The sequence below is a fragment of the Nocardia asteroides genome (assembly GCA_019930625.1).
Taxonomy (GTDB): Bacteria; Actinomycetota; Actinomycetes; order Mycobacteriales; family Mycobacteriaceae; genus Nocardia; species Nocardia sputi.
Map to the genome: position 1 here is coordinate 6,095,184 of CP082844.1, position 17,499 is coordinate 6,112,682.

The 17,499-nt window shown below is 68.7% G+C and carries 17 protein-coding genes; 9 read left to right on the forward strand and 8 right to left on the reverse strand.

Going from position 1 to position 17,499, the window contains the following annotated elements:
- Positions 1-170 precede the first annotated feature (170 nt).
- The gene (locus K8O92_27500) at positions 171-2,585 is read right to left on the reverse strand and encodes a hypothetical protein (protein ID UAK31489.1); all 2,415 of its coding nucleotides are present in this window, start codon (positions 2,583-2,585) and stop codon (positions 171-173) included.
- Positions 2,586-2,620: 35 nt separating this feature from the next.
- Between K8O92_27500 and K8O92_27505 the strand changes: the two genes are divergently transcribed.
- From K8O92_27505 to K8O92_27515, 3 genes are all read left to right on the forward strand, one after another.
- Positions 2,621-3,187, forward strand: a complete 567-nt coding sequence (locus tag K8O92_27505; GenBank protein ID UAK35975.1) for a GtrA family protein — start codon at positions 2,621-2,623, stop codon at positions 3,185-3,187.
- A 128-nt stretch (positions 3,188-3,315) separates the two neighbouring features.
- Positions 3,316-4,677 (forward strand): M20/M25/M40 family metallo-hydrolase, encoded by a 1,362-nt coding sequence (locus K8O92_27510; protein ID UAK31490.1) that lies wholly within the window; start codon positions 3,316-3,318, stop codon positions 4,675-4,677.
- Between the two features lie 22 nt (positions 4,678-4,699).
- Complete coding sequence (locus K8O92_27515) at positions 4,700-5,233, forward strand: YbhB/YbcL family Raf kinase inhibitor-like protein (protein ID UAK31491.1); 534 nt, start codon at positions 4,700-4,702, stop codon at positions 5,231-5,233.
- A gap of 60 nt (positions 5,234-5,293) precedes the next feature.
- On the opposite strand, the gene K8O92_27520 is transcribed toward K8O92_27515, so the two are convergent.
- Positions 5,294-5,950, reverse strand: a complete 657-nt coding sequence (locus K8O92_27520) for a maleylpyruvate isomerase family mycothiol-dependent enzyme (protein UAK31492.1) — start codon at positions 5,948-5,950, stop codon at positions 5,294-5,296.
- Positions 5,951-6,022: 72 nt separating this feature from the next.
- Here K8O92_27520 and K8O92_27525 point away from each other — a divergent pair, with 72 nt between their 5' ends.
- The 3 genes from K8O92_27525 (at position 6,023) to K8O92_27535 (ending at position 8,862) form a co-directional block, all read left to right on the forward strand.
- Complete coding sequence (locus K8O92_27525; protein UAK31493.1) at positions 6,023-6,973, forward strand: MerR family transcriptional regulator; 951 nt, start codon at positions 6,023-6,025, stop codon at positions 6,971-6,973.
- 117 nt (positions 6,974-7,090) lie between these two features.
- The gene (locus tag K8O92_27530; GenBank protein ID UAK35976.1) at positions 7,091-7,510 is read left to right on the forward strand and encodes a hypothetical protein; all 420 of its coding nucleotides are present in this window, start codon (positions 7,091-7,093) and stop codon (positions 7,508-7,510) included.
- Between the two features lie 158 nt (positions 7,511-7,668).
- Positions 7,669-8,862, forward strand: a complete 1,194-nt coding sequence (locus K8O92_27535; GenBank protein ID UAK31494.1) for a glycosyltransferase — start codon at positions 7,669-7,671, stop codon at positions 8,860-8,862.
- A gap of 171 nt (positions 8,863-9,033) precedes the next feature.
- On the opposite strand, the gene K8O92_27540 is transcribed toward K8O92_27535, so the two are convergent.
- Positions 9,034-9,186: a hypothetical protein gene (locus K8O92_27540; protein UAK31495.1), complete on the reverse strand. Its 153-nt coding sequence runs from the start codon at positions 9,184-9,186 to the stop codon at positions 9,034-9,036.
- Between the two features lie 427 nt (positions 9,187-9,613).
- Here K8O92_27540 and K8O92_27545 point away from each other — a divergent pair, with 427 nt between their 5' ends.
- Entirely contained in the window at positions 9,614-9,760 is a 147-nt protein-coding gene (locus K8O92_27545) for a hypothetical protein (GenBank protein ID UAK31496.1), read from the forward strand.
- Positions 9,761-9,815: 55 nt separating this feature from the next.
- On the opposite strand, the gene K8O92_27550 is transcribed toward K8O92_27545, so the two are convergent.
- Entirely contained in the window at positions 9,816-11,648 is a 1,833-nt protein-coding gene (locus K8O92_27550; GenBank protein UAK31497.1) for a long-chain fatty acid--CoA ligase, read from the reverse strand.
- A 278-nt stretch (positions 11,649-11,926) separates the two neighbouring features.
- On the reverse strand, positions 11,927-13,429 hold the full coding sequence (locus tag K8O92_27555; protein ID UAK31498.1) for a hypothetical protein: 1,503 nt from the start codon (positions 13,427-13,429) through the stop codon (positions 11,927-11,929).
- 769 nt (positions 13,430-14,198) lie between these two features.
- Here K8O92_27555 and K8O92_27560 point away from each other — a divergent pair.
- A complete protein-coding gene (locus tag K8O92_27560) occupies positions 14,199-14,582 on the forward strand; it encodes a hypothetical protein (GenBank protein ID UAK31499.1) in 384 nt (127 codons plus the stop codon).
- A gap of 15 nt (positions 14,583-14,597) precedes the next feature.
- On the opposite strand, the gene K8O92_27565 is transcribed toward K8O92_27560, so the two are convergent.
- The 3 genes from K8O92_27565 to K8O92_27575 form a co-directional block, all read right to left on the reverse strand.
- Positions 14,598-15,674: a quinone-dependent dihydroorotate dehydrogenase gene (locus K8O92_27565; protein UAK31500.1), complete on the reverse strand. Its 1,077-nt coding sequence runs from the start codon at positions 15,672-15,674 to the stop codon at positions 14,598-14,600.
- A 4-nt stretch (positions 15,675-15,678) separates the two neighbouring features.
- Positions 15,679-15,900, reverse strand: coding sequence for a DUF5703 family protein (locus tag K8O92_27570; protein UAK35977.1), 222 nt, complete (start codon positions 15,898-15,900; stop codon positions 15,679-15,681).
- Between the two features lie 77 nt (positions 15,901-15,977).
- A complete protein-coding gene (locus K8O92_27575) occupies positions 15,978-16,988 on the reverse strand; it encodes a hypothetical protein (GenBank protein UAK31501.1) in 1,011 nt (336 codons plus the stop codon).
- Between the two features lie 153 nt (positions 16,989-17,141).
- Between K8O92_27575 and K8O92_27580 the strand changes: the two genes are divergently transcribed.
- Entirely contained in the window at positions 17,142-17,495 is a 354-nt protein-coding gene (locus K8O92_27580; protein UAK31502.1) for a hypothetical protein, read from the forward strand.
- Positions 17,496-17,499: the final 4 nt, after the last annotated feature.

Consider the following 17,499-nt stretch of genomic DNA (forward strand, 5'->3'; position numbering starts at 1 on the left):
CTTCGGCCAGCCGAGGTGTCGAAATCGGTGGCCGGGCGTGGGAGCGGTAGAAGTGCTCGCTTTCCTGGTCCACACGAGGCCTGGCCGCGCCGCACGTCGCTGTTGCAGGCGGGCGACAGTGCGTCCACCGTCGGATCTGCCGCGTCGCCGAATTGTTGCCGAAAGCCTGTTCAGCCGAGCAGTTCTCGGCTCAACGCCACCAATTCGGCGGTGGAAAGGACCTCCTCCGGCGTCAGCGGGTCCACCGGCCGTACCGGATCCGCTATAGGTGTACTGGTCGTGCGGGCGAGCGGCTCCCCCGGTGCGTGACCCGGCCCGAGTCTGGCGCTCAGTTCGGCGGCCAGCGACTCCACCGTCGGGCAACCCCAGATGATAGCGGCGGGAACGTCGATGCCGAGACGGGCGGCGAGGCGGGCGGACAGCTCCACGGCGTGCACCGAACCGATGCCGAGCTGATCGAAGTTCTGGCGCGCGGCGACCCGGTCGGGGGCGATGCCGACGACTTCGGCCAGTTCCCGCGTGACCAGCACGGCCAGCGCCGCGACGCCGGAATCGTCAGCGGCTTGCGGCGGTCCTTGTTGCGTGGTCGCGGACTGCGCTGCCGCATCTCGCACGGCCGGTGCGGCGGTCGGCATCGATGGCACGGTCGGCTTCTCCGACCACACGCGGACAGCGGCCGAATGATCGACCCGTACAGCGATTTCGACCGGGTCGGTGGCGGCGGTCGGCGCCGCCGGAGTGCCGCCGCGTTCCCCGGCGGGTGTCTGCGGATCCGCCCAATGCCGTTCCCTCTGGAAGGGATAGGTGGGTAGCGAGATCGGACGTCCGGGCGGGTTCACGGCCGCCCAGTCGAGTTCGATGCCACGCTGGAACAGTGTCCCCGCCGCGGTGAGCAAGTCCCGGCGGGCCACCGTGCCGGGGCGTAGCGCCGCCGACAGCACCAGGTTCAGCGCTTTGCGCTCCGCGTCGCCTGCCCGTTCCGGAGCGGTCTCGCCGAGGTAGCCGTCGAGGAACTCGACGACCTGGTCCACCTCGTCGGCCACCACCGAAAGCCGATGCTGGAACGGTGTTCTCGTCGCGAGAGTGTGCGCGATGTCCCCGAGGCGGATGCCGGGATGGCGCACGAGATGCTCACGTAGCCGCTGCGCGTGCGCGCGCAACGCGGTCTCGGTGCGCGCGGACAGCACCACCAGCCGCTCCGAGAATGCGGGCGCGGTCAGCGGGCCGGGTAGGGGCGCCGCTTCGACCACGACGTGAGCATTGGAGCCGCCGAAACCGAACGCGCTCACCGCCGCGCGCGCCGGGCCGTCGTGCCGTGGCCACGGCAACGCGGCGTCGGCGATCCGCAGTCCCGTGGTCTTCGAATCGAATTCCGCTGGGAGGCGGTCGAAGTGGAGACTGCGCGGAATGCGACCACGGGACAGGGCGAGCGCGACCTTCACCAGCCCCGCCAGGCCCGCCGCCGCTTCGGTGTGCCCGATATTGGTCTTGATCGAGCCGACGATGAGCGGCGCTTCGGGAGCGCGGCCGGTGCCGTAGACCTCGGCCAGCGTGGACAACTCGGCGCGGTCACCGACAGCGGTGCCGGTGCCGTGCGCCTCTACGTAGTCGATGGTGGCGGGATCGACCCCGGCGTGCGCGCAGGCGCGCCGCAACAACTGCCGCTGCCCATCGGCGCTGCTGGCGGGCATGGAGCGATGCCTGCCGTTGTTGTTGGTGGCGCTGCCCAATAGCGTGCAGTAGACGCGGTCGCCGTCGCGCAGCGCCTGCCGCAGTGGCTTGAGAATCACGACTGCGCCGCCTTCGCCACGAACGTAGCCGTCGGCGGAGGCGTCGAAGGTGCGCGAGCGGCCGCGCTCGGACAGCACCCCCAGAGCGGACAGCCCGATCGCGGTCTCCGGGATCAGATTCAGCTGCACACCACCGGCGACGGCCAGCGTGCTCTCACCCGCGCGCAGCGCCTGGCAGGCCAGGTGCACCGCGACCAGGGACCCGGCGCAGGAGGCGTTCACGGTCATGCTGGGGCCGTCGAGACCCAGGAAGTACGACACCCGGTTGGCGATCACGCCCTCGACGTCTCCGGTACTGGTGAACGGCGTGATCGCGGTGGCGCCCCTGGCGAGTTTGACGGCGCGGTAGTCGTTGAACTTGTTGGCGAAATACACGCCGGTCCGCGGAATTCGATCGGGCCGGATCGCCGCGTCCTCGAACGCCTCCCACGCCAATTCCAGCGCCAAGCGTTGCTGCGGATCCATATCGGTCGCCTCGCGCGGGGTGATTTCGAAGAACTCGGCATCGAAACCGGCGACGTCCGGCAGATATCCACCGGCGACCGATACCGTTTTGCCCGCGGCGGCGCGGTCACGGTCACGGTAGTCACCCGGCCAGCGACCGGGCGGCGGTTGGTCGGCGACCGCGTCGGTCTCCTCGATCAGCAACCGCCACAACGCTTCCGGGGAATCCGCGCCGCCCGCGAAGCGGCAGCTCATGCCGATCACGGCGATCGGCTCCACGGCGTAGGCGGGGACGTCGGACTCTGCCTGCCGAAGACGGTTGCGCCGCTTGGCCTTTTTCACGCTACTCACCTGCCCGCGATCCACCGACCGTGCACCCGCGGAACATGCGGTGCGGTGAATCCGCCGATCTTGTTGTGGGGTCGGGACATGTGCCGGAGACTTTACCTGTGCTGTTTTCCGAACGCCCCGTTTTCGCTCGGGTGACGTCCGTGCTGGGGGGCGAGGCACGGCGTCGAGAACTATTTCGTTTCGCCTCCGTCGGCCTCGCGGCGTTCACGCTGGACACCGCGGTCTTCCTGACATTGAAGAGCACTGTGCTCGAGTCGCACCCGGTCACGGCGAAGGTGGTCGCGGTGCTGGCGGCGATCACGCTGTCGTACGTGCTCAACAAGCAGTGGTCCTTCGATGCGCGCGGCGGGCGGCGCGGGCATCACGAGGCCGCGCTGTTCTATCTGGTCAGTTTCCTGGCCGTCGCGATCAACACCGCACCGCTGTGGGTGTCGCGGTATGTGCTGCATCTGGAGGTGCCCGAGGTCTCCCGCTTCACTCAGAACGTGGCCGACTTCGTCGCCGCCCAGCTGATCGGCACGGCGCTGGGCATGGTGTTCCGATTCTGGGCGTTCGTGCGGGTGGTGTTCCCGCACGAGGTGGACCGCCCCGGCACGGTGTGAACGCGCGGTTGCGATCACCCTGACCGCAACCCTGTCGCGCGTGATCGCCCACCGTGCGGGTAGCGGCGCCACGTCGCGATACCCCGGTCACACGTTTGCGCCACCGCGCGGGTGGTAGGAAGGGGGACGTGTCCGCAACTGGCGAAGGAATCGACCCGAACAGAAGCTCGCGCGCGGTGTCGGAAGTGGTGGAGCTGGTCAGCACGCTGATCCGCTTCGACACCTCCAATACCGGTGACCTGGCCACCACCAAGGGAGAGCGCGAATGTGCGCAGTGGGTGGCCGACCAACTGCACCAGGCCGGATATGTCACCGAGTACGTCGAGTCCGGAGCGGAAGGTCGCGGCAATGTCTTCGCGCGGCTGGAAGGCGCGGACCCGCGGCGCGGCGCCCTGATGATCCACGGGCATCTGGATGTGGTGCCCGCCGAGGCCGCGGACTGGAGCGTGCATCCGTTCTCCGGCGCGGTGCGCGACGGCTACGTGTGGGGTCGCGGCGCGATCGACATGAAGGACATGGTCGGGATGACGCTGGCGGTGGCCCGCCAGTTCAAGCTCGAGGGCACGGTGCCGCCGCGGGATCTGGTCTTCGCCTTCCTCGCCGATGAGGAGAACGGCGGCAAATGGGGTTCGCAGTGGCTGGTGGACAACCGCCCCGACCTCTTCGACGGCGTCACCGAGGCGGTGGGGGAGGTCGGCGGGTTCTCGCTGACCGTGCCGCGGCCCGACGGCACCGAACGCAGGCTCTACCTGGTGGAGACCGCGGAGAAGGGGCTGGGCTGGATGCGGTTGCGCGCCAAGGCCCGCGCGGGCCACGGCTCGTTCCTGCACGAGGACAATGCCGTCACCATCCTCGCCGACGCGGTGGCCCGGCTGGGCAAACACACCTTCCCGGTGGTGCTGTCGGATTCGGTGGCCGCCTTCCTCGCCGCCGTCGCCGAGGAGACGGGCCTGCAGTTCGATTCGACCAGCCCCGACATCGAGGGACAGCTGGCGAAGTTGGGCACCATTTCCCGGATCATCGGCGCCACACTGCGTGACACGGCGAATCCGACCATGCTGCAAGCCGGCTACAAGGCCAACGTGATCCCGCAGACCGCCGAGGCGGTGGTCGACTGCCGCGTGGTGCCCGGGCGGCAGGCGGCGTTCGAACGTGAGGTCGACGAGTTGATCGGCCCCGACGTCGAACGCGAGTGGATCACCAAGCTCGATTCCTATGAGACGACCTTCGACGGCGATCTGGTCGACGCGATGAACAACGCCGTGCTGGCCCATGATCCGCGGGGCCGCACCGTGCCCTACATGCTCTCCGGCGGCACGGACGCGAAAGCGTTCGCCCGCTTGGGTATTCGCTGCTTCGGTTTCGCGCCGCTGCAGTTGCCGCCGGAGCTGGACTTCACCGCCCTGTTCCACGGCGTCGATGAGCGGGTGCCGGTGGAGGCTCTCGAATTCGGCACTCGCGTGCTGGAACACTTCCTACTGCACAGCTGAACCCGACTCGAAAAGAGGTTCCATGACCTACAACCCCTACGACGCGCTTCCCCAGGTGCCGTCGTTCACCCTCACCTCCACCGACGTCACCGACGGGCAGCCGTTGGGCAACGATCAGGTCAGCGGCATCTTCGGCGCGGGAGGCAAGGACATCTCCCCGCAGCTGTCCTGGTCGGACTTCCCGGCGGAGACCAAGAGCTTCGCGGTGACGGTGTACGACCCCGACGCACCCACCGCCTCCGGTTTCTGGCACTGGGCCGTCGCCGACATCCCCGCGAGCGTGACCTCCCTGCCCGCGGGCGCGGGCAGCGGTGAGGAAGGCGGCGCCATGCCGACCGGCTCGATCACCCTGCGCAACGACGGCGGCTTCCACGGCTTCGTCGGCGCCGCCCCGCCGCCCGGCCACGGCCCCCACCGCTACTTCGTCGTCGTTCACGCCGTCGACGTCGACAGCCTGGGTATCGACGAGAGCGCCACGCCCGCCTACCTCGGCTTCAACCTGTTCTCCCACACGCTGGCGCGCGCCACCCTGATCGGCACCTACGAGCAGAAGTAGGGCACCCTCGCCGGAATGTGGCCTCGAGCGGACGCTCGGGGCCACAATGCGTTCCGCCGCCTACGGGCGGTCATCTGCCGCGAACCGTGCCGCCCCGTCTCCGGAGAGCTGGTCCCACGCTTGGCTGCGACCGGTCACGGTCAGCAGGAGGGCAGCGATCGGGCCCGTGATGATCGCCCCGTCGCCCGCGGCCCAGTCGGCGTCGGTAGCGACGAGACGGTAGCCGGCGAATTTCCTCCGCGCGTGGAAAGGGGCGCCCGTCGTCCAGATTCGCTCCATCGCCACTCGCGCGGCGGCGCTCGGCATCTCCCGGGCGATGCCGAGCGGGATCGCGATGTCCTGGCCGTGCACCAGCAGGTCCATCAGCCGGTCCGCCGGTGTCGTGCCGAGCGCCGTGACCCGCGCGTCGATGCTGCCACGCAGTTCATCGAGCAACTGGCCGGTCGTGACGCGGTCCGCGTGGCGAATGGCGGTATCGCGGATCGCTCGGTCCAGGCTGCCTCGGGCGCGGATCAGATTGACCAGAATCCAGCCGATATCGGCGCGGGCCGACAGGACCAGGTGCGCGACGACCTCACGCACCCGCCAGCCCTCGCACAGCGAAGGGTGGTCCCAGCCGGTTTCGGGCAGTTGTGCCAGCAGCGCGGCCAGACCGGCTCGTTCGGCGGCGACAGCCCGCCAGATCTGCTCGGCGCTCATCGTGGTGTCCTCGGTCATCGGTGTAGCTCCTTGTCGCAGTGGGTGTTCCGGTACGGTAGGAACTCCACTCGGGTGGAGGTTCCAGCGATCGTGACGGAGAACACACGCCGCGACGGCCTGGTGAGTATCGGGGAGCTGTCGCGATCGACCGGCGTCGCGGTGCGCACGCTGCGCTTCTACTGCGACGAAGGGATTCTGGAGTCGCGGCGCAGCGGAGGCGGTCACCGGTTGTTCGATCCGGTGACCGCGGCCGATCGGGTGCTGCTGGTGCGTCGGCTGCGCGCACTCGGTCTGAGCCTGTGCGCGATCACCGACGTTCTCACCGGCGGGATCTCGATCGCCGAAGCAGTCGCCGCCGAGCGTGCCGCGCTCGACACCGAACTCGGCGCACTGGCCTGGCGACGGGCCTCGCTGGTCGCGGTCGAGAACGCTGCCCCCGCCGACCGCGCCGCACGCTTGAAGATGCTTGCCGCCGTGCAGGACCGCAGCCACGCGCACGACGCGCTCGTGCGGTTCTGGCGACGACTGCTCGCACCTCTACCGCCGGCGATGTTCGACGGGTTCGTCGCGATGAACATCCCCGACCTGCCGGCCGACCCGGATCCTCGGCACGTCCTCGCCTACGCCGAACTCGCCATCGGCATCGCCGACCCAGCCCTGAGCGCCGCACTCTCACACCAGCTCTGGCGCACAGATCCCGCCGGAATCGGCGACAAACGCGCCCTGCTGACCGCGGTGGCCGAAGTCTGCGAGAGCGTGGACTCGCTCATCACCACATACCGCGAACCGCACCCCGGTCCCGAACTCGACCGATTCGTCCACGCCCACGCAGCCGCTCGACGCGACCGCGACACCCCGCGCCTGCGGCGCCAACTGCTCGCCGACGCCACCGACACCGACCCTCGCATCCACCGCTACTGGACGCTCACCACTCGGATCACCGGCGCCAGGACCACCGGGGCGGCTCAGTATTGGCTCTACCGAGCACTGGCACGATGGGCCGATCAGGCATCGCTGGATGGTGGCCGACTCGATTGCTGAGGGTATGCCCAGCAGTGGTTGTCGTTGTCGCGCCACGGTCGGCCGAAGGCGGTACTCTGCCGCTGGACGGCCGCCCAAGTGGGTGCGCGATGGAGTGATGAGGGCACGGATTTGATCATTCGCACGGAAACGGCTTGGGTACTGTTCTTCGCTGGGCTCATCTTTCTGTGGGCACTGATTCTCGGCGTATGGAAGTGGCAGGCGATGACCACCTCCCCGGATGGTCTGGCACATCCTTACGTCGACATCGCCCACCGAGCCGCTTTGCTGTATTCGTTCGCGACCGGACTGATCGCACTGTTCGTCGAACTGTCCGGCTGGCCGACCGCGGTGAACGCCACAGCCGCCGGTGCGATAGTCCTGCTGTTCGCAGTCACCATTTCCAACTACATCCGCCTGGGATTGCAGCGCGAAACCGACAACCAGATGCGCAACCCACCGCCCTCGATGCGTTTCGTCCTCGTCGCCCTGATCATCGGCGAGATCGGAGGCTTCGCCGTACTGCTCACCGGCTTCGCCGTAGAGCAGTTGGGCTAGGGGTTCGACGTCACACACAGGTGATTTTCAAGGGTGGGAACGATTCTGGGGTCGTGGCATGGCGCTTCGGCTCGATGATGGTTGGCATGGGCGGCATCGATGACCTCGTTCTGACTGAATGGCTCACTGCGGATCCGGCTGCGGATCGTCGGTGACACGTGCGGGCGTTATTGGTGGCCAGCGGGTCGCGTGGGGACGTCGAGCCGCTGTTGGGGCTCGCGCTGTGGTTGCGGGAGCTCGGCGCCCAAGCGCGTGTGTGCGCGCCGCCGGACATCGCGCCGCGTTGCGCTGAGCTCGGGTTGTCGCTGGTGCCGCTGGGGCCGCTGAAGGCCGGTTCGGGAGGCGGGAGGCTGTCGCGGGTCGAACTGTCGCAGTACGTGACCGATTGGCCCGCGATTCAGTTCGACACGATCCTTCCAGCGGCCGCCGGATGCGACGTGGTCGTCGCATCCGGCGTGACACAGATCGCGGCCCGGTCCGTCGCCGAGAAGCTGGGCATCCACTACCAGTACGTCACCTACCAGCCGACCACCCTGCCCTCGCCACATCACCCGCCGATGCCGCTGCCGGGCGATCGACCCGCACCGGCCGCCATCGGCAACCAGCTGCTGTGGGAAATCGACACCCACGGTTGGAACGCGCAGTTCGGTTACCCGCTCAACACCGGCCGGGCGGCGCTCGGGCTACCGCCGGTAGCCGCGGTACGCGACCACGTCATCACCGAGAGCCCATGGCTGGCCGCGGACCCGGTCCTGGGTCCATGGTCGCCATCGCCGGATCTGAACGTTGTGCAGACCGGTGCCTGGATCGTGCCCGACGAACGCGCATTGCCCCCCGAGTTGTCGGCGTTCTTGGACGCTGGCACACCACCGGTGTACGTCGGGTTCGGCAGTATGCCGATGCGCGCCGGCATCGCCCGGGCGGCGATCGAAGCGATCCGCGCCCACAACCGCCGTGTGCTTCTTTCTCGTGGCTGGGCCGAGTTGGCTTTGACCGATGACCTGCCCGATTGCATGGCCGTCGGCGAGGTCGACCATCAGGCGCTGTTCGCTCGGGTCGCCGCCGTCATCCACCACGGCGGCGCCGGCACGACGACGGCCGCCGCACGGGCGGGCGCGCCTCAAGTGGTGGTACCCCAGATGATGGACCAGCCGTACTGGGCGCGCCGAGTAGCCGATCTCGGCGTCGGCGCGGCATGCGAAGACGCTGACCCCAGCACCGCGTCGTTGTCCGCCGCTTTAGACATCGCCTTGGCATCCACCACCCGAGCGCGCGCGAGCGCGGTGGCCGACATGATCCGCGCGGACGGGGCGGCGGTGGCGGCGAAACTGCTGATCGACGCGATCAGCTGAGACTCCACCCGCACCCGGCCCGATGCGGACACGATCGCGGGTCGCCGGTCTGCGATGGTGTGTGGCTCTGCCACCGGCCCGCACCCCGGCGCCCCGAACGCGAACACCTATGTCTCCCGCCGATTGTGCCCTATCCGTTGTCGCGTCGGAACCCGGTGCTGGGTAGACGATTCAGAACGCGTAGCGGTGGTATTGGGCGATCATCCGCACGGCCGGAACCAGTGATATCAGTTTGCCCATCAACCGGTAGCCGCGGGACACGCCCTGTTCGAACGACTCGGAGTCGAATACCGATATCGCATCCCCGGTCGCAACGGTGGACATTTCTGACACAGCCCGATTTGCCGGAGGACATGACGTTGTTCGCGGAACTGTTCCGGCTCGACGTCTCGGTGGTGCGGGCGGCTGGCACGGTGGCGTTGCCGAGTCCTGCCGATCGGGGGACCGGGTTCCGTGCGTGGGTCGTGTGCCCGCGCAGTGGTTTCCGGATTTCCGGGAGTGTTGTGGTCGCCGCGATTCGTGGCTGTGCCGCCGAGCGCGCCGCTCGCCGGAGGACGGGCCGCGTGTATGCGCAGGGGTGCGAAGGGGCCCTGGATCATGTTGGTGCACTGCGGGTTCGGCACATGCGATACTTGTTTGCTGGCGCGCTACAAGAGCGTAGGGAGCGACAGTGAACCGTGATGAGCGGCGGGAATCTCCGAGGCCTTGCGAGCCGGATGTCCACCTGTCGGTGTTCTGGCACGGTGCCCGGATGGACTTCGTCGCGTGCGTCACCGCCGCGTGCTTGTTCGTGCAGGAGTGGCGTGCCCGGCACTGGCACGAGGCGGTCGAGGTGTCGGCCGACGACACCGACGGGTATCCGCGCTTGCCCTGTGAGCGGCTGTATCTGGAACCGTGAGAGCGCTGTGGCCCTGAGCGTAATACTCAGGGCCACAATGCTTTCGGCGCGCCGCCTACTTGACGTTGATCACCCGATCGGAGGGTTCCTTGGCGTACAGCGCCTCGATCTCGGCCTGGTACTCGGCCGCGATGGGGGCGCGCTTGAGCGACATCTTCGGAGTCAGCTCCTCACCGCCGGGCTCCCACACGGCACCGAGGATGGTGAACCGCTTGATCTGCTCGACCCGCGACAGTTTGGCGTTGCCCGCCTGCACCGCCGCCAGCACCTCGTCGACGATCTGGGGGCGGGTGGCCAGGGCGGCGATGTCCTCGCCGGTGGCGTCGAGTTCCTTGGCGCGGATCGCGGCGACGTCGGGGTCGAGCACGATCAGCGCGGCGATGTAGGGCTTGGCGTCGCCGATCGCGACGGCCTGGCCGATCAGCGAGGAAGCGGCCTTCACCGCGTTCTCGATGTTGCTGGGGGCGATGTTCTTGCCCGCCTCGTTGATGATCAATTCCTTCTTGCGGTCCACGATCCGCAGGTAACCATCCGCGTCGAGAGTGCCGACATCACCGGTGTGCAGCCAGCCGTCGGCGTCGATGGCCTCGGCGGTCTTGTCGGGCATGTTGCGGTAGCCGCGGGTGACGATCGGTCCGCGCACCAGCACCTCGCCGTCGGCGTCCAGCCGCAGTTCCATGCCGTCGACCGGGCGCCCCACCGAGCCGGGGCGGGGCTTGTCCAGCTCGGTGAAGGTGCCCACGCCGGTGGTCTCCGACATGCCCCACACCTCGCTCACAGTGAAGCCGAGACCCAAGAAGTATTCCAACGTCTCCGGCGGGATCGGGGCGGCGCCGGAGGAGGCGACGGTCAGCTGATCCAAGCCGAGTGCGTGGCGCAACTTGGACAACACCAGCGTCTCGGCGATCTTGTGCTGCGCGCTCAGCAGAGGACCGCGACCCTTGCCTGCCAGATCGGCGCGCGCGGCGGCGACTCCGGTGGCGATCGCCCAGTTGGCCAGCGCTTTCTTGACCGGGCTCGACTCTTCGGCGAGCTTGCCCTCCACACCGGCCTTGATCTTCTGCCACACGCGGGGCACGCCGAAGAAGGCGGTCGGGCGCGCGTCGGGCAGCGCCGCGGCGACTTCGCGCGGGTCGGGCACGGTGGTGATCTGGATGCCGGTGAGCAGGTTGATCGCGTGGGCGGAGATCCGGTCGGCGACGTGCGCGGCGGGCAGGTAGGAGACTGCGCGGTCGTCCAGGCCGACCTGTAGCGGGCCGTTGACCAGGGCGATGATCTGGGCGAGCACGTTGCGGTGGGTGATCTCCACACCCTTGGACGGCCCCGTGGTGCCGGAGGTGTAGATCAGGGTGGCCAGATCGTCGGCGCCGACGGCCTGCCATGCGGCGTCGAAATCGAAGTCGGCGGCGGGGGCGGCCTCGACCTGCTCCAGGGTGATGGCGCCCTCGGCGGGACCGTCGACCATGATGATGTGCTCGATCGGCACACCGGAGGCGGTGATGCGGTCGAGGAAGACCTGTTCGGTCACGACGACTTTGTTGCCCGCGTTGGTGAACAGGTGGGTGATCTGGTCGGGGGAGCTGGTGTTGTAGATCGAGAACGGGGTGGCGCCCAGGTGCAGTGCGGCGGTGTCGACGAGGTTGAATTCGGGGCGGTTGGTCAGCATGATGCCGACGGTGTCGCCGTGGCCGATGCCGAGACCGGCCAGGCCCGCGGCGATCGAGCGCACCCGTTCGGCGTACTCGCGCCAGGTGTATTCCTGCGTGCCGCCGACCTTGCGCAAGGCGATCTGCTCCGGGCGCAGCCGCGCGGTCTCCTGGAATGCGGCGGGCACGGTGTACACCGTCTTGCCCGATTGGTGCGCGTATCCGATTTCTGTTGTCGTCATATCCCTGTTCCCGATATCGCTGGGGGTGAACCGGACGCCGGTGTGCGCCGATGCCCGATCCGAAACTCGAAATTTGACGTGATGCGGTGAATGCTCCATCAGTCTCTCACGAGTCGGTGCGCCACGTGTGGCGCGGCTCACTCATCGTAGCCAGACGCGGCAATCCGGGTGGGCCGAACTTCAACAATCCTTCAGGCAATGATCGGGCTCGTCGCCGCACTGCGGACTGCCGGATCACTGCCCTTACGACGAACCGGTGCCGGGCGTCGCCAGGCCGGTCAAGGCTCGTGTACGGCCAGCCGGGAAATCCTGTCGATCTCACTGGGTAGCGGCATGGCTCCGGGAACGTCGCCCACCGATTGGGTCGCCACCATGGCGGCGGTCGCCCAGAGGTAGTCCTCGCGTGCGGCGGGGCGCCGCGATGTGAGCAGACGGTAGACCAGAGCGGCGCAGAAGGCGGCATGAGCGCCGACAGAGCGCTCGAGCGCGGTCGGATAGGGCTGGAATCGGTCGTCGACCTCATCCGACCACACCGCGCACCGGAAATCCCGCAGCGCGCACACCGTGCCCACGCCGAGCGCCCGCAACCGCGTCGCGGTCTGTGCACCGCATGCGGTCGCGCCGTCGGCGACCATCGCCAGCGCCTCCAGGTCCTTGTCGCCGCCGACGAGGTAGTCCACCACGCCGAGATGCCGATACAGGTATTGCGGGCGATCCAGGCGCGGGGCCGGATGCGCGACCACCAGCGGGCGGGCCGGGAGCTTGCGCAGCTGGGCCAAGATCAGCTCGAGCACCCCGGCGGGTTGCTCGAAGGTCAGCAGCAGCGCCTCGGAACCCGCGATCGCCGATGCGATGGCGTGGCCGCGTAAATCCGGGGCGCTCAACCGGATTCGCTCGTCTTTGCAGCCGACTCGGCTGGCCACACCTGTACTCGCGACGATCACGGCCGTGACCGGTGTCGGCGCATGGGGCACCACTTTCACCAGTTCGGTGTCGACACCTTCGCTGCGCAGATACTCCAGGATGCGGTCGCCTGCGCCGTCGTCGCCCACCGCCGAGATCAGCCGCACCCGCAGGCCGAGCCGGGCGGCCGCGACGGCGCGGGTGAGTCCCTTGCCACCGGGATGCTCCTGATAACTGCCGCGCGCGGCGGCACCCGGACCGGGGATCTCGTCGACCACGTACATGTGGTCGATGACCGCGTCGCCGATCACGGTCACCACGCCGCGGCGATCTGACGAATTCCGTTGCGGAGCAAACTCTTTCGATGAGAAATCAGCGTCCACGGCATGTGCTCCGGCGAATACCGAGGCCGTGGCCAACCGCACGGCCAGTTCGGCGAACGCGCGACGCGCGGGAGTCCCGCGCAGGGACCGCACCGTCAGCGTGCGGGGAATCGGTTGCGCCCCGGACGTTTCGTGCAGAACCGACCATTTTTCGGTGAGGTATTCGCGGCGCTCGCCCAGATCATGGGCGTAGAGCCGGGCGGGATCCACATCCGGGGGCGGATTTTCGCGCAACAGTCCCAGCGACAATTCCGCGTCGGTGATGAAACGATCACTGGGCGTCAATCGTCGCGCCAGCTCACGTACCACCGGCAGCACCGCCTCTTCCCGCGGGACGCCCGCCCGTCGCGCGAACTGGCGCACTGCCAGCAGATCCAGTAGCGGCAGCACGTCGATCTCGGTGCTGCGCAACCGATCCGAGCTCAGACCCGAGCGCGTGCACAGCCGGGTGAGGATATCGCGAATGGCAACCATTCCCGGATCGGGCGCGACCATGGCGATGCCACCTCCTCGATCGGCGGGAGACCGACGCGTGTACGCGCCTACGCCGCGCAAATCGGGTTTATCCAGCAGGCGAAATGTCAATTACCAAATTACAACGGCAATTGCACTCGGGGAACGGCAAATGCCACAATGGTTGTGGCGATCCCATCGCTCCACCAGGCGCATCGGGAGGGCTGGTGACGAGAATGCTACTTCAGATCAAGCGGCTCCGACGGCGACGGCGGCACCGCCCCGCCGCACCGGAGATCGACCCGGCGCCGAAGTCGGTGATGGACTGAACGGCCCGTGAGCTACGCTCGCGGCACCGAGCACCGGACATCGACCGGCCTGCGTGCTCTTCATGGCGTTTCCCCGCCGACCACGCCTCCGACGAGGACGGATTCGTTCCAGACGTCGCCGACGCCCGGTATCCCCCTGTCACGGGCGCCGTCGGCCCCGGCAACGTCCCTCACCGGCCGCACCGCACCACGCCGCAGGCGTGGACCGCACAGCTGCGGCGAACTCACCGCCGACCCATCTCGCCGACACACCCGTACATCACCGGACCGCACCGCTGCCGAGCGACGCGCTCGACGGCTTGGGCCGGCCGCGGGCCACTCGGCCCGGGCACGGGCTGCCCGCGCCCACCGACACAGCACACGGCAGGTGCGGCACATCCACCGCGCCGCACCAACAGATGCACGACCGGAGGCATTCGTGATCATCGAACTCGAAGCGCCCTGGAGCCTGCCTCACTCCACCTGTCGCACCGGAGACCGCGATGACCATCCACACCACCGAGTGGACGATGACCAGTGACCTGACCCCGGAATCGGCCTGCCGCGACACCGACGCCACCGACGACTGGCGGCTGAGCTGGCTGCCGGACCGACGGCTCACCCGCAGTCAGGCGCTGGCCGGCATGCACCTGGACGAACTGCTCAGCGACCCGCACCTCGTGCACGACCGCATGGCACAAGCCCGCGTCGACGTCTACGCCGACCAACTGGGCATCTTGCGCGACCACGCGGTGATCCTGCTCGCCAAGCGCATGGCGGCGCGGCTGGGCCGGCAATTGGCAGCGAAGGAGGATCCGGCGCCGCCGGGGCACGATACCCGCGACCGGCGATCGCACAGCCCGGAAACACCGTTCGTGCACGGCTGAACGCCATCGCGCGGGTCAGGCGTGCGCTTTGTGCTCCGCGCCGACTGCCTCGCCGATGCTGCCGTACCCCTCGGCGCGCAACCGCTGCGCCAGGCCGCGATGGATCCTGCGCATCCAGAACGGACCGCCGTAGATGAAACCGGTGTAGCCCTGCAACAGCGTCGCACCGGCGAGGACGCGTTCCCACGCCTGGTCGACGGTTTCGATACCGCCGACCGAGATCAGCACCAGACGATCGCCGACGCGCCGGTACAGCCGCCGCAGCACTTCGAGCGAACGGTCGGCGACCGGCGGACCGGACAGACCACCCGCCCCCATGGCCTCGACCTCACCGACCGGGGTGCGCAGGCCGTCGCGGCGGATGGTGGTGTTGGTGGCCACGATGCCTGCCAGGCCGAGTTCGACGGCCAGTTCGGCGACCGCGTCGATGTCCTCGTCGGACAGATCCGGTGCGATCTTCACCAGCACCGGCACCCGCACGCTGTCCAGCACCGCCCGCAGCAGCGGGCGCAGCGATTCGACCGCCTGCAGATCCCGCAGGCCGGGGGTGTTGGGGGAGCTGACGTTGACGACGATGAAATCGGCCAGCGGCCCCAGCAGCGCCGCGCCGGCGGCGTAGTCCGCGGCCGCGGCATCCGGCTCGACGACCTTCGTCTTGCCGATGTTCGCGCCGATCGGCACCCCGCCACGCCGCCTGCGCAGACGTTCGGCGGCCGCGGCGGCGCCGTGGTTGTTGAAACCCATCCGGTTGATCAGCGCCCGATCGGCGGGAAGCCGGAACAGCCGCGGCGCCGGATTGCCCGGTTGCGCCTGCGCGGTGACGGTGCCGATCTCGGCGAAACCGAACCCCAACGGCGCCCAGGCATCGACGCCGTCGGCGTTCTTGTCGAAACCGGCGGCCAGGCCCAGCGGCGCGGGGAACTCGACCCCGAAGGCCTCGGTGCGCAGGATCGGATCGCGGGTGCGCAGGATCTGACTCATCGCCCAGCGCAGGGGCGGTAACCAGGCGGCGAACCGCATGGCCGCGAACACGAGGTGGTGGATGCGTTCCGGCGCGACCAGGAACATCAGTCGGAGTAGCAGGGCGTACATCGGCTCACATTCCGGGTTCGGGCTGGGGTAGTAGTGCGGATTTTCGCCGCCGCAGCAGCACCCGCCTGCTGCCGTCGGTGTAGGCCCGCACGCGGGAGAGTTCCCAGCCACCGAACTCGGCCTGGATCGCCAGCCGCATGGACGCGGTCACCCGCGTGACATCCGGCGGCAGCCGCAGCGGCACGTACTCGTAGTCGTCGCTCGTGGTTTCCCAGCCCGCGGGCAGCGCGCGCCCGCGCCCCCGATGAGCTGTCGGATCAGCAGATGCCGCGGAATCGTCGCCCGCGCGTGATGTCCGAGCCATCAGTGCCCTCTCTTCCGATCGTCCGCACCGATCCGTTGCAGACCCTCGCCGGTCGCGGACCCTACGAACAGATCGCCGGTGCGTTGCTCGATGGCCACCGAGTTCGGTTGCCGGACGGTGGCGTAGCGGCCCACTTCCTTCGGTATACCAGTCGACAGGTCGAATCCGACGACCTCGTTGCGCTGCGTGCACGTCACCCACACGGTGTCGGACCGCTGATCGTAGGCAAGTGCGTAAGGCGAAGATCCTACCGGGAAACGCTGGCGCAACACGAGCGGTCCGGCGGTGTAGACCAGCAGTTCGCCCCCGGCGGTATCGGTGACCACGAACCGGCCGCGTGTGTCGCCGATCAGCTGCGTGGCCCCGTCACCGGCCCGCAGCGCCAATCCGGGGCGCTGCTGGGCCGGGTCGAACTCGAAGATCGCGGTCTGACGCCGGTCGAGCACGGTGAGCTTGCCGTCGGCTTCGGCGAGTGCGTCGGCGGAGACGAGCCCGGACACGGTGTGGGTCACCTCGCCGCCGGGGGCAAGCTCCAGTACCCGGCCGTCGGCGGTGCCGACGAGCAACCCGCCGTCCCGGCGGGCGCGTACCGACCGCACGTCGCCGTCGACGGCCACCTCACCGACCGCGCCCGAGGTCAGATCCACCCGCAGCACCCGGCCCGGCGCGGCCGCCAGCATCTCACCCGGCCTGCCCGGCGCGAGACCGCCGGCACGCTTCGGCAGCCGCACCGTGCGGACCACGGGCGGGGCGGCGTCAGGGTCGATGACGGTGAGAACGGCGCCGTCCAGGCCCACCAGCAGCCCGCTGGAGGGATCGGCTTCCAGCGCGGTGATCGGGCCCGCGGGCAGTACCCGCCCGGCCGGCGGTGTCGTCGCCGCGGGCGCGTCCGCGGCGGTGGCCGGTTCCCTGGTCGGCAGATCGGGACCGCCGCCGGAGGAGCATCCCGCCAGCAACGCCAGCACCGCCACACCCGCGAATGCCGAGACGACCGAGCCGCGAGGGCGCATCCACCGAACTCCTTCTACCGACGAATCATCCGCAACCTTTCCATCTGACCATGATGACGTAACGAACCGACCGACCGGGTATCGGCTCGAGCGGAATGTCGGTGCTCAGGGTTACGGTGGAGTCTCACACCGTCCGATACAGGGAGATCCGGGTTGGAAACCGACCATCCGTCGGAATTTGCCATCGACGACATCACCGTCGGCCCGTACGCGCACGGATTCGGGTCCACCGCCGATGGCCACCCCTTCGCGTTCCGCACGGTCCGCGCCACCCTGACACTGGAGATCTACCGCCGCGACCTCGGCGAGGTCGTCCCCGGCCCCGACGACGTGCTCGCGGTCGCCGAAGCCAGGGTCACCGACATCGACCTCGACGACGAACGCAGTGTCGCCGCCCTGGTGCGGGATATGATCCCCGACGCCGCGCCGGTCGACGCCGCGGCACGGGACGTCACGACCGTGCGTGCCCTGCTGGGACGGATCAGCTCCGTCATCGAAGGTATGTAGGAAG

What these genes read in the sequence shown, in the direction of transcription:
- K8O92_27505 (UAK35975.1), top strand. Translation starts at nt 2,621, where the DNA reads ATGCGGTGCGGTGAATCCGCCGATCTTGTTGTGGGGTCGGGACATGTG.
- K8O92_27515 (UAK31491.1), top strand. Translation starts at nt 4,700, where the DNA reads ATGACCTACAACCCCTACGACGCGCTTCCCCAGGTGCCGTCGTTCACC.
- K8O92_27520 (UAK31492.1), bottom strand. Translation starts at nt 5,950, where the DNA reads ATGACCGAGGACACCACGATGAGCGCCGAGCAGATCTGGCGGGCTGTC.
- K8O92_27540 (UAK31495.1), bottom strand. Translation starts at nt 9,186, where the DNA reads ATGTCCACCGTTGCGACCGGGGATGCGATATCGGTATTCGACTCCGAG.
- K8O92_27545 (UAK31496.1), top strand. Translation starts at nt 9,614, where the DNA reads ATGGACTTCGTCGCGTGCGTCACCGCCGCGTGCTTGTTCGTGCAGGAG.
- K8O92_27550 (UAK31497.1), bottom strand. Translation starts at nt 11,648, where the DNA reads ATGACGACAACAGAAATCGGATACGCGCACCAATCGGGCAAGACGGTG.
- K8O92_27555 (UAK31498.1), bottom strand. Translation starts at nt 13,429, where the DNA reads ATGGTCGCGCCCGATCCGGGAATGGTTGCCATTCGCGATATCCTCACC.
- K8O92_27560 (UAK31499.1), top strand. Translation starts at nt 14,199, where the DNA reads ATGACCATCCACACCACCGAGTGGACGATGACCAGTGACCTGACCCCG.
- K8O92_27565 (UAK31500.1), bottom strand. Translation starts at nt 15,674, where the DNA reads ATGTACGCCCTGCTACTCCGACTGATGTTCCTGGTCGCGCCGGAACGC.
- K8O92_27575 (UAK31501.1), bottom strand. Translation starts at nt 16,988, where the DNA reads ATGCGCCCTCGCGGCTCGGTCGTCTCGGCATTCGCGGGTGTGGCGGTG.